The sequence below is a fragment of the Cellulosimicrobium funkei genome (genome assembly GCF_004519295.1).
GTDB lineage: Bacteria > Actinomycetota > Actinomycetes > Actinomycetales > Cellulomonadaceae > Cellulosimicrobium > Cellulosimicrobium funkei.
Window position 1 is genome coordinate 50,244 of record NZ_SOZH01000003.1, and the last position, 12,622, is coordinate 62,865.

12 protein-coding genes are annotated in these 12,622 nt (G+C 73.6%); 7 read left to right on the forward strand and 5 right to left on the reverse strand.

What is annotated here, in order from left to right:
• Positions 1–8: 8 nt before the first annotated feature.
• Positions 9–845, reverse strand: coding sequence for a hypothetical protein (locus E1O70_RS03245; protein WP_232422923.1), 837 nt, complete (start codon positions 843–845; stop codon positions 9–11).
• Between the two features lie 27 nt (positions 846–872).
• Here E1O70_RS03245 and E1O70_RS03250 point away from each other — a divergent pair, with 27 nt between their 5' ends.
• The 6 genes from E1O70_RS03250 (at position 873) to E1O70_RS03275 (ending at position 8,439) form a co-directional block, all read left to right on the forward strand.
• The gene (locus E1O70_RS03250) at positions 873–1,661 is read left to right on the forward strand and encodes an ABC transporter ATP-binding protein (RefSeq protein ID WP_021483599.1); all 789 of its coding nucleotides are present in this window, start codon (positions 873–875) and stop codon (positions 1,659–1,661) included.
• 73 nt (positions 1,662–1,734) lie between these two features.
• Positions 1,735–2,205, forward strand: coding sequence for an NfeD family protein (locus E1O70_RS03255; RefSeq protein ID WP_306303300.1), 471 nt, complete (start codon positions 1,735–1,737; stop codon positions 2,203–2,205).
• 67 nt (positions 2,206–2,272) lie between these two features.
• Complete coding sequence (locus E1O70_RS03260; protein ID WP_061267369.1) at positions 2,273–3,604, forward strand: SPFH domain-containing protein; 1,332 nt, start codon at positions 2,273–2,275, stop codon at positions 3,602–3,604.
• A gap of 142 nt (positions 3,605–3,746) precedes the next feature.
• Positions 3,747–4,496 (forward strand): TetR/AcrR family transcriptional regulator, encoded by a 750-nt coding sequence (locus E1O70_RS03265; protein ID WP_061267370.1) that lies wholly within the window; start codon positions 3,747–3,749, stop codon positions 4,494–4,496.
• Positions 4,497–4,609: 113 nt separating this feature from the next.
• Positions 4,610–6,343, forward strand: coding sequence for an ABC transporter ATP-binding protein (locus E1O70_RS03270; RefSeq protein ID WP_021483161.1), 1,734 nt, complete (start codon positions 4,610–4,612; stop codon positions 6,341–6,343).
• Positions 6,340–8,439, forward strand: a complete 2,100-nt coding sequence (locus E1O70_RS03275) for an ABC transporter ATP-binding protein (protein WP_061267371.1) — start codon at positions 6,340–6,342, stop codon at positions 8,437–8,439. The genes E1O70_RS03270 and E1O70_RS03275 overlap by 4 nt, the downstream gene beginning before the upstream one ends.
• Before the next feature lie 75 nt (positions 8,440–8,514).
• Here E1O70_RS03275 and E1O70_RS03280 read toward each other — a convergent pair whose 3' ends face one another.
• From E1O70_RS03280 to E1O70_RS03290, 3 genes are all read right to left on the reverse strand, one after another.
• Positions 8,515–8,787, reverse strand: a complete 273-nt coding sequence (locus tag E1O70_RS03280; protein WP_061267372.1) for a metal-sensitive transcriptional regulator — start codon at positions 8,785–8,787, stop codon at positions 8,515–8,517.
• A 262-nt stretch (positions 8,788–9,049) separates the two neighbouring features.
• Complete coding sequence (locus E1O70_RS03285) at positions 9,050–9,409, reverse strand: rhodanese-like domain-containing protein (RefSeq protein WP_043653933.1); 360 nt, start codon at positions 9,407–9,409, stop codon at positions 9,050–9,052.
• Entirely contained in the window at positions 9,406–11,172 is a 1,767-nt protein-coding gene (locus E1O70_RS03290; protein WP_061267373.1) for an FAD-dependent oxidoreductase, read from the reverse strand. Before E1O70_RS03290 ends, E1O70_RS03285 begins: the two co-directional genes overlap by 4 nt.
• A 119-nt stretch (positions 11,173–11,291) precedes the next feature.
• Between E1O70_RS03290 and E1O70_RS03295 the strand changes: the two genes are divergently transcribed.
• Positions 11,292–11,636 (forward strand): Imm10 family immunity protein, encoded by a 345-nt coding sequence (locus tag E1O70_RS03295; protein WP_167496844.1) that lies wholly within the window; start codon positions 11,292–11,294, stop codon positions 11,634–11,636.
• Between the two features lie 182 nt (positions 11,637–11,818).
• On the opposite strand, the gene E1O70_RS03300 is transcribed toward E1O70_RS03295, so the two are convergent.
• On the reverse strand, positions 11,819–12,364 hold the full coding sequence (locus E1O70_RS03300; protein ID WP_061267375.1) for a hypothetical protein: 546 nt from the start codon (positions 12,362–12,364) through the stop codon (positions 11,819–11,821).
• Between the last annotated feature and the right edge of the window lie 258 nt (positions 12,365–12,622).

Consider the following 12,622-nt stretch of genomic DNA (forward strand, 5'->3'; position numbering starts at 1 on the left):
GGTCCGGGTCAGGCCGTGGCGGTCCAGAACGTGGCGGCGCCCACGGCGTGGCGGGACGCGCGGTCGACCTCGCGCAGCGCGGTCGAGCGCTGGTCGGCCTGCCAGAGGTTGACGGCCCCGCCGTCGTCGGCGGTCGCGAGGTCGACGATCGCGCGCAGGCGCACGGCCTGCACGAGGACCTGGACGGCGCGCGGCGGGACGCCGGGCGGGAGCTGCCAGGTCGGGGCGCCGCCCGCGCGCAGGTCGGCGATGGCGCCCGCGGCGTCGTCGCGCCAGCGGGCGACGTCGAGCTCGTCGAGGGCGCGCGTGGCCAGCAGCAGCGCCGTGCGCAGGTCGCGCTCCGCCTCGGGGAGCGACCCGACGGCGCCGAGCACGCGCGCGCTCCACGGCCCGACCTGCGTGACGTGCCACGTGACGAGGTGGCCCGGCTCCAGGTCGCTGCCGAACTCCGTGACCTCAGGCACGAGCGCCCACGACCCGGACGACGTCGTGATCACGACGCACTCGCCCGCGTCCGTCGCGCGTGCGGCGGCCTCGGGCGGGACGCCCGACACGTCGCCGGGGACGGGTGCGAGCGCGACGACCTCGCGCGCGTCGCCGGCCCACGCGCCCGCGAGGTCCGCGAGCCGGACGTCACCGAGCGCCCCGGACACCACGTGCGGCTCGTCGTCGCGCTCCACGGCGCGCACGAGGCGGGCCGTCCCGTCGTCGTCGCCGAGGCGCGCGGCGCGCAGCCAGAGCGCGAGCAGGGCGCTGCGAGGGAGGGCGCCCGTGCTCGACGCGGAGCCGGGGCCCGGGGCGGGCTGCGGGGCGTCGTGCGGACCCCCGGACGAGTGTGAGACCACGACGGCCAACCTATATGGTCGGTGACCATGAGCGCGGTTCTCGACCTGAAGGGCGTCACCGTCCGACGCCACCCCAAGACCATCCTCGACGCGGTGGACTGGCAGGTGAACGAGGGCGAGCGGTGGGTCGTGCTGGGCCGCAACGGCGCCGGCAAGACGACGCTCCTGCAGATCGCGTCCGCACGCATGCACCCCACGGCCGGCACGGCCGACGTCCTCGGCGAGCGGCTCGGCCGCGTCGACGTGTTCGAGCTGCGCCCGCGCGTCGGGCTCGCGTCCGCGGCCCTGGCCGACCGCATCCCCGGCGACGAGACCGTGCGCGACGTCGTGCTCACCGCCGCCTACGGCGTCACCGGCCGGTGGCGCGAGGAGTACGAGGAGTTCGACGCGCAGCGCGCGGACGACCTGCTCGCCGCGTTCGGCGTCGACCACCTCGCGGACCGCACCTTCGGCACGTTGTCCGAGGGGGAGCGCAAGCGCACGCAGATCGCGCGCGCCCTCATGACGGACCCGGAGCTCCTGCTGCTCGACGAGCCCGCCGCGGGCCTCGACCTCGGGGGCCGCGAGGAGCTCGTGGGCGCGCTGGCGGAGCTCGCCGGAGACCCGGCGTCGCCGGTCCTCGTGCTCGTCACGCACCACGTCGAGGAGATCCCGCCGGGCTTCACGCACGTCCTGCTGCTCAAGGACGGCGTCGTGCACACCGCCGGCCCGATCCGCGAGGTGCTCACCGCGGAGAACCTCAGCGACGCGTTCGGCGTGCCGCTGCTCGTCGCGCACGGCGGCGGCCGGTGGATGGCGCGCGCCGCGCGGGCGTGACCTCCGCGCGCGGCAAGCGCCCGGGGCGTGCACCGCGGGCGGAAATTCGGTAAAGTACACGTAAAGCGCGCACGTGGGAACGGGGGTCGAGATGGACTGGCTGTGGTGGGTCGGAGCGGCACTGCTCCTCGGTCTCGTGGAGATCATCTCGCTCGACCTCGTGCTCATCATGCTCGCCGGGGGATCGCTCGCCGCGGCCGGCGTCAACGCCGCCGGCGGGCCGCTCTGGCTCCAGATCGTCGCGTTCGCGGTCGTGAGCGTCATCCTGCTCCTCACGCTGCGCCCGTGGCTCCTGCGGCACCTGCGCTCGCGCGTCCCGCTCACGGAGACGAACGTCGCGGCGCACGTCGGCCGCACGGCGCTCGCCGTGGACCGCGTGAGCGAGTTCGGTGGCCGCGTGAAGCTCGTCGGCGAGGTCTGGACCGCGCGGACCGAGCCCGACGCGCCGCAGATCCCCGTGGGCACGGAGGTGCGCGTCGTCCGTATCGACGGCGCGACGGCCGTCGTCGCGCCGCTGCCCGCCCAGCACCCCACAGGGTCGTGACCAGCCGGCACACCCGCACCGCGCCGCCGGGCGACCGGTCGCGCGACCGACGACCAGGAGGCAGTCGATGAACGACCCCAGTCCCGGAACGATCCTCGCGTACGTCGTCCTCGCGCTGATCCTGATCTTCGTGATCGTCGCGCTCGTCAAGGCGGTGCGCATCGTGCCGCAGGCGGTCGCGATCATCGTCGAGCGCCTGGGCCGGTACTCGCGCACGCTCGAGCCGGGCCTGCACCTCCTGGTGCCGTTCATCGACCGCGTCCGCGCCTCGGTGGACCTGCGCGAGCAGGTCGTGTCGTTCCCGCCGCAGCCGGTCATCACGTCCGACAACCTCGTGGTGAGCATCGACACGGTGATCTACTTCCAGGTCACCGAGCCGAAGTCCGCGGTCTACGAGATCGCGAACTACATCACGGCGATCGAGCAGCTCACCGTCACGACCCTGCGCAACGTCATCGGCTCGATGGACCTCGAGCAGACGCTCACGAGCCGCGACCAGATCAACGGCCAGCTCCGCGGCGTGCTCGACGAGGCGACCGGTCGCTGGGGCATCCGCGTGAACCGCGTCGAGCTCAAGTCGATCGACCCGCCGCCCAGCGTGCAGGGCTCGATGGAGCAGCAGATGCGCGCCGAGCGTGACCGCCGCGCCGCGATCCTCACCGCGGAGGGTGTCAAGCAGTCGCAGATCCTCACGGCCGAGGGTGAGAAGCAGGCGGCGATCCTCCGGGCCGAGGGTGACGCGCAGTCCCAGATCCTCCGGGCCGAGGGCGAGGCGCGCGCGATCCTCCAGGTCTTCGACGCCATCCACGAGGGCGACGCGGACCCGAAGCTGCTCGCCTACCAGTACCTCCAGATGCTCCCGCAGATCGCGAACGGCACGGCGAGCAAGCTGTGGGTCGTGCCGACGGAGTTCACGGCGGCGCTCGGCTCGATCGCCAAGGGATTCGGCGGCGTGCCGGGGATCGACGGCGGAGGAGTGCCGAGCGGGGGCCCCGCCGAGGACGCGGAGGCGGCCGAGGCGAGCGCCGAGGCGCGTCGCGAGCGCGACCGCGACCGCGTGAGGTTCGGCGTCCCGTCGCTGACCGACCCCGCCGAGGCCCTGGCCGAGGCGCGGCGTCAGGCGGAGGCCGCGACCGCGGACGCGACGAGCTCGGGCACCCGGTCCGGCCTGCCGTTCGACCCGCAGACCGAGCGGGGCCAGCACCCGGGCGGCCCCGGCGAGCATCACGCGGCCGCGCCGGAGCCCGGGACCGCCACGCCGCGTCCGCTGGGCGGGCCGTCGCAGTACGCGCCGCCGCCCCCGCAGCCGATCGTCGAGGACGCGCCGACCACGGACGAGCCCCCGCGCGACGAGCCGCCCGCCGGCGGGCCGCCGCCGTCCTTCTCGCCGCGGCACTGACGGGGCGGCACCGCGCAGCCCGCGGCCGTGGTGGCCCCGGCCCCGCACGACGACGCCCCTGCACCCACCCGGGTGCGGGGGCGTCGTCGTGCCGCGCGCGGACGACCTTGAGAGTGAGTGCTCACTCAGTTACCGTCGAGGTGTGGCCCCCGTCTCCGTGCCCTCCGACGCCCCGCCCGACGCTCCTCTCGACGCGCCCTCGGGCGCGCGGTCCGAGGCGTCCACCCCGGAGCGCACCCGCGCACGGCCGCTCTCGCGCGAGGAGCGCCGCGACGCGATCGCCGCCGCGACGATCCCGCTGCTCGTCCAGCACGGCGCCGCCGTGACGACGCGCCAGATCGCCGACGCCGCGGGCGTCGCGGAGGGCACGCTGTTCCGCGCGTTCGCGGACAAGGACGAGATCCTGCACGCCGCGGTCGTCCGCTCGCTCGATCCGGCGCCCGCCGTCGCCGCGATCGGCACGCTCCCGGACGACGACGGCCTGCGCCCGCTCGTCGTGAGCATCGTCGAGTTCCTGCTCGAGGCGCAGCGCGTCGGTATGCGCATCTTCGCCGCGGCGCACCAGGTGCTCGACCCGCACCGCGCGACGGCGGACCGCGCCGAGGCCGTGCGCCGGATGCGGGCCGGGGACGGCCGGGACGCCCGTCGGGCCGGGTTCGACGCCCGGGAGCGGTCGGCGCGCGAGATCGTCGCGGCGATCGAGAGCAAGCTCGCGGCGCACCGGGCGCAGCTCCGCGTGGACCCGGCGCTGGCCGCGCGGGCGCTGTTCTCGCTCGTCTTCGGAAACGCCTTGCCGCACCTCTCGGGCGGTGACAGGCTCGACGCCGTGCAGCTCGCCGACCTCATCCTCGGCGGCATCGGGGCGGACGTCACGACCGACCCGTCGCCCTGACCGGCGGCCCGTCCACGACGCGCGCGCACCCTCGCCCGGTGCCGCCCGCCCCGCGCACCCGCGACCCGCGGCTCGCGCCCTCGTCCCGCAGCCCCCTCCCGGACAGGAAGCCCATGCTCGTCAGCCTCTTGCGGACACGACTGCGTCCCTACCGGACGCCGATCGTCGTCCTCCTCGTGCTCCAGCTCCTCGCGACGCTCGCGTCGCTCTACCTGCCGAGCCTCAACGCCGACATCATCGACCAGGGCGTCACGCAGGGCGACACCGCCTACATCATGCGGACCGGCGGCCTCATGCTCCTCGTGAGCCTGGGCCAGGTCGTGTGCGCGGTCGCGGCCGTCTACTTCGGCGCGCGGGTCGCCATGTCGTTCGGCCGCGACGTGCGAGCCGGGCTGTTCACCAACGTGCAGCGCTTCTCGGCCCAGGAGATGGGCCAGTTCGGGGCGCCGTCCCTCATCACCCGCACGACGAACGACGTGCAGCAGGTGCAGATGCTCGTGCTGCTCTCGCTGACCATCATGGTCATGGCGCCGATCATGCTGGTCGGCGGCGTCGTCATGGCGCTGCAGGAGAACGTCGAGCTCTCCGGCCTGCTGCTCGTCATCGTGCCCGTCCTCGGGGTGAGCGTCGGGCTCATCATCTGGCGGATGGTGCCCTACTTCCGGCAGATGCAGAAGAAGATCGACGGCATCAACGCCGTGCTGCGCGAGCAGATCACCGGTATCCGCGTGATCCGCGCGTTCGTGCGCGAGCGCCGCGAGGCCGAGCGGTTCGACGTCGCGAACGACGCCCTGTTCGACGTCTCGCTCAAGGCGGGCAAGCTCATGGCGCTCATGTTCCCGACCGTCATGCTCGTCATGAACGCGTCGAGCATCGCGGTGCTGTGGTTCGGTGGGCGCCAGATCGACGCCGGCGACATGGAGGTCGGTGCGCTCACCGCGTTCCTGTCGTACCTCATGTACATCCTCATGGCCGTGATGATGTCGACGATGATGTTCATGATGGTGCCGCGCGCGGCCGTCTCCGCGGAGCGCATCACCGACGTCATGCAGACCCGCGCGACGGTCGTCGAGCCCGAGCGGCCGGTCGCCCTCACCACGCGGACGGGCCGTGTCGAGCTCGACGGCGTCGAGTTCCGCTACCCGGGGGCCGAGGAGCCCGTGCTCCACGACGTCTCGTTCGTCGCCGAGCCCGGGCGGACGACGGCGATCATCGGCTCGACCGGCTCCGGCAAGACGACGCTCCTCAACCTCGTCCCGCGGCTGTTCGACGTGACGGGCGGCGCCGTGCGGATCGACGGGACCGACGTGCGCGACCTCACCGGCGCGGACCTCGGCTCCCTCCTCGGCCTCGTACCGCAGAAGGCCTACCTGTTCTCCGGGACGGTCGCCGACAACCTCCGCTACGGCCGGCCCGACGCCACCGAGGAGCAGATGTGGGAGGCCCTCGAGGTGGCGCAGGCGCGCGACTTCGTCGAGGCGCTCGACGGCGGCCTCGACGCACCGGTCGCGCAGGGCGGCACGAACTTCTCGGGCGGGCAGCGTCAGCGGCTCGCCATCGCCCGCGCGATCGTGCGCGACCCGGCGGTCTACCTGTTCGACGACTCGTTCTCCGCGCTCGACTACGCGACGGACGCCCGCCTGCGCGCGGCGCTCGCGCCCCGCACCCGGCGCTCGACCGTGATCGTCGTGGCGCAGCGCGTCGCGACGATCCGGGGCGCCGACCAGATCCTCGTGCTCGACCACGGCCGCATCGTCGGTCGCGGCACGCACGCCGAGCTCCTCGAGTCCAACGAGACGTACCAGGAGATCGTCTACTCCCAGCTCTCGATCGAGGAGGCAGCATGAGCGGCGAGCAGGACGCCTCGCGCACGCCCGCGACGTCGCGCGACGGCGCTCCCGAGAACGGCGCACCCGCGGCGGCCGGCGGGCGCGACGTCGCCGCGACCCGGCTCGCGGGCCGACCCCGCGGTGGCGGCGGGCACGGCCCCATGGGCGGCATGGGCGTCCCCGGGGAGAAGGCGCTCGACTTCAAGGGCTCCTTGCGCCGGTTCGTGGGATCGCTGCGCCCCGAGCGCGTGCCGATCGTCGCCGTCGTGATCCTCGGCGTGGTGTCCGTGGCGCTCGCGGTCGCCGGGCCGAAGCTCCTCGGCAACGCGACGAACATCATCTTCGCGGGCGTGGTCGGCTCGCAGCTCCCGGCCGGCGTCACCCAGCAGCAGGCCGTCGAGGCGCTGCGGGCGCAGGGCCAGGACCAGGTCGCCGACCTCGTCTCGGGCGTGCCGGGGCTCGTGCCGGGAGAGGGCATCGACTTCACCGCGCTCGCGACCGTGCTCGCGTGGGTGCTCGCCGTGTACGTCGGCTCGTTCCTCTTCGGCTGGCTCCAGGGGCGCATCACGGCGATCGTCGTGCAGCGCACGGTCTACCGGCTGCGGGGCGAGGTGCAGGCCAAGCTGGCGCGCCTGCCGCTGTCGTACTTCGACCGCAACGCGCGCGGCGAGATCCTCTCGCGCGTGACGAACGACATCGACAACATCTCCCAGACGCTCACCCAGACGCTGTCGCAGCTCGTGACGTCGGTGCTCACGGTGGTGGGCGTGCTGGGCGTGATGTTCTGGATCTCGCCGCTGCTCGCGGTCGTCGCGCTCGTGACCGTGCCGCTGTCCGTCCTGGTCACGGCGCAGATCGCGAAGCGCTCCCAGCCGCAGTTCATCCGGCAGTGGGCCGCGACGGGCCGCCTCAACGCGCACATTGAGGAGATGTACACCGGCCACACGCTCGTCAAGGTGTACGGCCACCAGCAGGCCGCGATCGACGACTTCGAGCGCGAGAACGCGGCGCTCTACGACGCGAGCTTCCGCGCGCAGTTCATCTCGGGCACCATCCAGCCCGCGATGGGCTTCCTCGCGAACCTCAACTACGTGATCGTCGCGGTCGTGGGCGGCCTGCGGGTCGCGTCGGGCACGATGACCCTCGGCGACGTGCAGGCGTTCATCCAGTACTCGCGGCAGTTCACGCAGCCCATCACCCAGATCGCGTCGATGATGAACCTGCTCCAGTCGGGCGTCGCGTCGGCGGAGCGCGTGTACGACCTGCTCGACGCACAGGAGCAGACGCCGGACCCGTCGCCCGCGAAGACGGTCGACCCGGTGCGTGGCCGCGTCGCGTTCGAGGACGTCTCGTTCTCCTACGACCCGGACGTCCCGCTCATCGAGCACCTCGACCTCGTGGTGGAGCCGGGCCAGACGATCGCGATCGTCGGGCCGACGGGCGCGGGCAAGACGACGCTCGTCAACCTGCTCATGCGGTTCTACGACGTGGACGGGGGCCGGATCACGCTCGACGGCGTGGACACGCGGGACATGACGCGCGACGACCTGCGCTCCGACATCGGGATGGTCCTGCAGGACACGTGGCTCTTCCAGGGCACGATCGAGGAGAACCTGCGCTACGGCGTGCGCGACGGCCGCACCGTGGACGACGAGGCGTTCCTCGCCGCGACGCGTGCGACGCACGTCGACCCGTTCGTGCGCACGCTGCCCGACGGGTACGCCACGGTGATCGACGACGAGGGGTCGAGCGTGAGCGCGGGGGAGAAGCAGCTCCTCACCATCGCGCGCGCGTTCCTCGCCGACCCGGCGATCCTCGTGCTCGACGAGGCGACGAGCTCCGTCGACACGCGCACGGAGGTGCTCGTGCAGCAGGCGATGAACGCGCTGCGCGAGGGCCGCACGTCGTTCGTCATCGCGCACCGCCTGTCGACGATCCGCGACGCAGACACGATCCTCGTCATGGAGCACGGCTCGATCGTCGAGCAGGGCTCGCACGACGAGCTGCTCGCAGCGGGCGGCGCCTACGCCCGGCTGTACGAGAGCCAGTTCGCAGCGCCGCTCGACGCCGAGGCGGAGGACCCGGAGGGCGTGGGCGCTCCCGCGGGACGCTGACACGCCGCGGCCCGCACCGCGCCCACCCCGAGGGGTGCGGCGAGGTGCGGGCCGCGTGCGTTCCGGCCGTCGCGCTCAGGCGAGCGAGAGGAAGAGCTTCTCGAGCTTCGCCACGTCGAGCGTCGGGTCCTCGCCGTCCTCGGTCGGATCGGTGAGGCACTGGCGCATGCCGGACGCGATGATCGCGAACCCGGCCCGGTCCAGGGCGCGCGAGACGGCGGAGAGCTGCGTGACGACGTCCTCGCAGTCCCGTCCTTCTTCGAGCATGCGCACGACGGCCGCGAGCTGGCCCTGGGCGCGCTTGAGCCGGTTGGCGACCTTGCTCATGTCGGTGGGGTCGAGCTCCACGGTCGTCCTCCTGCGTTCGTCGGTGTTCTTGTCGGTGGTCGTCGCGGCGCGCCTGGTCAGGCGCAGGTGCAGCGCTGCTCGGGCGGCACCTCGGCCATGACCTCGTCGGCGTGCATGCCGCAGCCGGTCCAGGTGGTCTTGCCGCAGGTGCGGCACAGGGCGGGACTGCACATGGTGGGTCTCCTCGGATGTGGGGGTCGATCGGGGGTGCGAGGGTCGGGGCTCGGCGGGGCCGGGGCGGCCCGTGCGTGGTGGCGCAGGATCAGCGTCGCACGGCTCCGCCCGCGGCCTGCCACGCGCCGAGCCCCCCGGACAGGCTCGTCGCGGCGTAGCCGAGCGAGCGGAGCTGGCGTGCCGCGGTGCGCGAGCGCATCCCCGACGCGCACACGACGACGACGGTCGCGCCGTCCTGCAGGCGCCGCGGCGCGGCCGACGGGACGTCGGCGAGCGGCACGTGCACGGCCTGGGGCGCGTGCCCGGCGCGCCACTCGTCGCGCTCGCGCACGTCGAGGAGCGTCGCGCCGTCGCGGACGAGCTGCACCGCGGTGGCGGCGTCGACGGTCGGGCGCACGCCGCCGTCGTCGGACGAGCGGGAGAACAGGCGGCGGAGGCGGTCGATCATGCGGGGACTCCTTCGAGGGTGCGCGCGGCGCGCGGCGTGGTGGTCAGGGTGAGCCAGCCGCCGGAGAGGTTGCGCGCGTCGAGCCCGGCGGCGAGCAGGACACGGGTCGCGAGGTAGGAGCGCACACCGCTCGCGCAGTGCACGGCGACCGGGCGCCCCGCCGCGGCGGCGCGCACCTCGTCGAGCCGCTCGCGCAGCTCGGTGTGCGGCACGTTGAGGGCGCCGTCGAGGTGGCCGCCGGCGTGCTCGGCGCGCGACCGGACGTCGAGCACGAGCGAGGTCGCGACGACCTCGTCGAGGTCGGCCGCGTGCCACTGCGGCATGGTGCCGTCGAGCACGTTCTGGGCGACGAAGCCCAGCATGTTGACGACGTCCTTGGCGGCGCCGAAGGGCGGGGCGTACGCGAGCTCGAGCTCCGCGAGGTCGTCGGCCGTGAGCCCGGCGCGCAGCGCGGTCGCGAGCACGTCGATGCGCTTGTCCACCCCCGCGCGGCCCACGGCCTGCGCGCCGAGCAGGCGGCCGTCGGGCGCGAAGCTCGCCGTCACGTGGACCGGCTCGGCGCCGGGGAACCAGCCCGCGTGGTGGGCCGCGTGGACGCGCACCTGCTCGTGCGCGACGTCGGCCGCCGCCAGGGTCGCGTGGCTCGGCCCGGTCACGGCGGCGGTGAGGCCGAACACGCGCACGATCGCCGTCCCGAGCACGGGCGCCTGCGGTGTGGTGCGGTGCCCGGTCATCGCGTCCGCGGCGCGCCGCCCTTGGCGGTTGGCCGGGCCGGCGAGCGGGACGGGGCCCGTCGCGCCGGTGACCGCGTGCACGACCTCGACGGCGTCGCCGACGGCCCACACGTGCGGGTCGGACGTGCGCTGGTCGGCGTCGACGCGGATCGCTCCGCGCTCGCCGAGCGCGAGCCCGGCCGCCGCCGCGAGGTCGCTCGCGGGCCGCACCCCGACGCTCACGAGCACCACGTCGGCGTCGAGGACGGTGCCGTCCGCGAGCTCGAGCGCGACGGCGTGGTCCGCGCCCTCGGGCTGCGGCACGACGGCGCTCGCGGAGGTCCCGAGGTGGAGACCGACGCCGTGGTCGCGGAGCTCGTCCGCGAGCAGCGGCGCGAGGTCGGGCTCCAGCGGCGGGAGCACCTGGTCGGCGCGCTCGACGACGTCGACCGTGAGACCGCGGCCGACGAGCGCCTCCACGGCCTCGAGCCCGATGAAGCCCGCGCCGACGACGACGGCCCGCAGCGGGGCCGTGCGGCCCGCGGCGACCTCCGCCTCGAGCTGCGCGAGCCGGGCCGACAGGGCGTCGAGGTCCGCCATGGTCCGCAGCGTGTGCACGGCCGGGTGGTCGAGGCCCGCGACGGGCGGGAGGACGGTGGTCGCGCCGGGCGCGAGGAGGAGCGCGTCGTAACCGAGCTCGTACGTGCCGTTCTCGGCGGCGACGGTGACCGTGCGCGCCGCGCGGTCGACCGCGGTGACGCGGTGACGCGTGCGCACGTCGAGGTCGAGGCTCGCGCGGAGCGAGGCGGGCGTGTGCAGCAGGAGGGCGTCGCGCTCCGCGATCTCGCCCGCCACCTGGTACGGCAGGCCGCAGCCCGCGAACGAGACGTGGTCGGACTGCTCGAGCACGATGATCGACGCGCGCTCGTCGAGACGGCGGGCGCGCGCGGCGGCGCTCATGCCGCCCGCGACGCCGCCGACGACGACGATGCGGCGGGCGCCGTCGGGGTCGGACGGGTGGGTCGTCGAGCCGGGGGTCGAGGGGATCATGCTCTGACGATACCCCGGGGGGTATCTGCGTTGGCAAGCCGCGAGCGTGAGAGGTCGCTCACTGGTCTCTCACGTCGGAGGTCCCGGGCCGGTGTCCTCGGTACGGCAGAATCGTGGCCGTGATCAGGGTTGGCTTCACGCGCAGCATCCAGGACGACTACGAGGCGATCGTGCTGCTGGACGTGGAGTCGGGAGACACGATCGAGTTTCAACGCTCGCTGACCCACGACCCGCAGGACGTGCGGCTCGGTATGGATACCTACGCGATCGTCCGTGGTGGCGCAGTCGTGCACTACGGCGGGCTCGTCCGGTTCGATGTGCGGGGCGACGTCCTCGCGCTCGAGCTGGACCCTGAGGCAGCCGAAGTGCTCGAGCTGCCCGACCTGCTCGAGCTCACCGTGGACGGAGCAGCAGCCGAGATCATCGAGCAGCACCTGCCACGGATCGTGGCGCCGACTCGTTGATCGTTGTGCTCGACGACCGGGCCTTCGCCACCAGGTGAGCCTGCACCCGCGTCTGGTCCTCGAACACCGCGCGCGCCGCCGCCTTGCCTCGTTGCTCGAGCACGACACCATGAACCGACACACCTCGGCATCGACGGGGCTCGCCCTGTCGACCGCGCCGGCAACGCAGCGGGTCAGGACCTCTACTGCGGGTCTCCCTGGTGACTGGCCGCGCCGCGCGCCTGTGCTTGCGCGCGGAGGTCAGCGATTCGCGCTGCACGGTCGCCCACGCTGAGTGATGCGAGGACTGAGCGCTGCCAGCGGAGCTCGTCCTGGACGACTTCGTGCGTGGTGTCATCGGCAAGCGGTGGGAAGAAGGGGTCGCTGCCGTCTCTCGGGATGCGTTCGTAGGCGTCGTCGGAAAGGCGGCGAGCGCCCCACGTCGCGGCGACGTGGGATCCGCGGAGGGCTTCGACCGCATGGAGAAGCGCGGCCAACTCATCGTGGTCGTCGATGTCTGGGCGCTGGGCGAGGGCCTCGGCGATCGTCGAGAGCTCTGAACGGTCTGCGCCGATCGCGTCCCAGATGGCGTGGAGAAACTCCTGGCCTGCGGCGTCTCGTGCCGGGTGCATCGAGAGGATGCTCTCGACGCAGATGAGGATGAAGACTGCCTGGTCCTCGAGCGGTAGGGCTTCGCGCTGCGCTTCCAGCTCTCTCCAGGGCGCGAGCGGATCATCGATCGAGTCCATGAGGAGAACGTACTCGTGTCAGTTCTCGAGCCCGGGGAGCAGGGCGGCGAGCAACGCCGCGCCACGGGAGGTCGCGGCGTGCTGGTCGTAGCAGGTCGCGGGTGCTCGCCCTTGCTTGACACGGTTGAAGAACCGCTCGACCGCGCAGCGTCCCCGTAGGCCACAGCGCACTGTCGCCCAGCACGGCGTCCGGGGTGGTGAGCGGTCGTCCCGCCCCCGCCCGAGGGACCCGGAGCCGTCCAGCAGCGGCACGCACAT

Bases quoted from the DNA above. Each gene is read 5' to 3' on its own strand.
- E1O70_RS03290 (WP_061267373.1), bottom strand. From the start codon at position 11,172: ATGATCCCCTCGACCCCCGGCTCGACGACCCACCCGTCCGACCCCGAC.
- E1O70_RS03275 (WP_061267371.1), top strand. From the start codon at position 6,340: ATGAGCGGCGAGCAGGACGCCTCGCGCACGCCCGCGACGTCGCGCGAC.
- E1O70_RS03270 (WP_021483161.1), top strand. From the start codon at position 4,610: ATGCTCGTCAGCCTCTTGCGGACACGACTGCGTCCCTACCGGACGCCG.
- E1O70_RS03285 (WP_043653933.1), bottom strand. From the start codon at position 9,409: ATGATCGACCGCCTCCGCCGCCTGTTCTCCCGCTCGTCCGACGACGGC.
- E1O70_RS03250 (WP_021483599.1), top strand. From the start codon at position 873: ATGAGCGCGGTTCTCGACCTGAAGGGCGTCACCGTCCGACGCCACCCC.
- E1O70_RS03300 (WP_061267375.1), bottom strand. From the start codon at position 12,364: ATGGACTCGATCGATGATCCGCTCGCGCCCTGGAGAGAGCTGGAAGCG.
- E1O70_RS03260 (WP_061267369.1), top strand. From the start codon at position 2,273: ATGAACGACCCCAGTCCCGGAACGATCCTCGCGTACGTCGTCCTCGCG.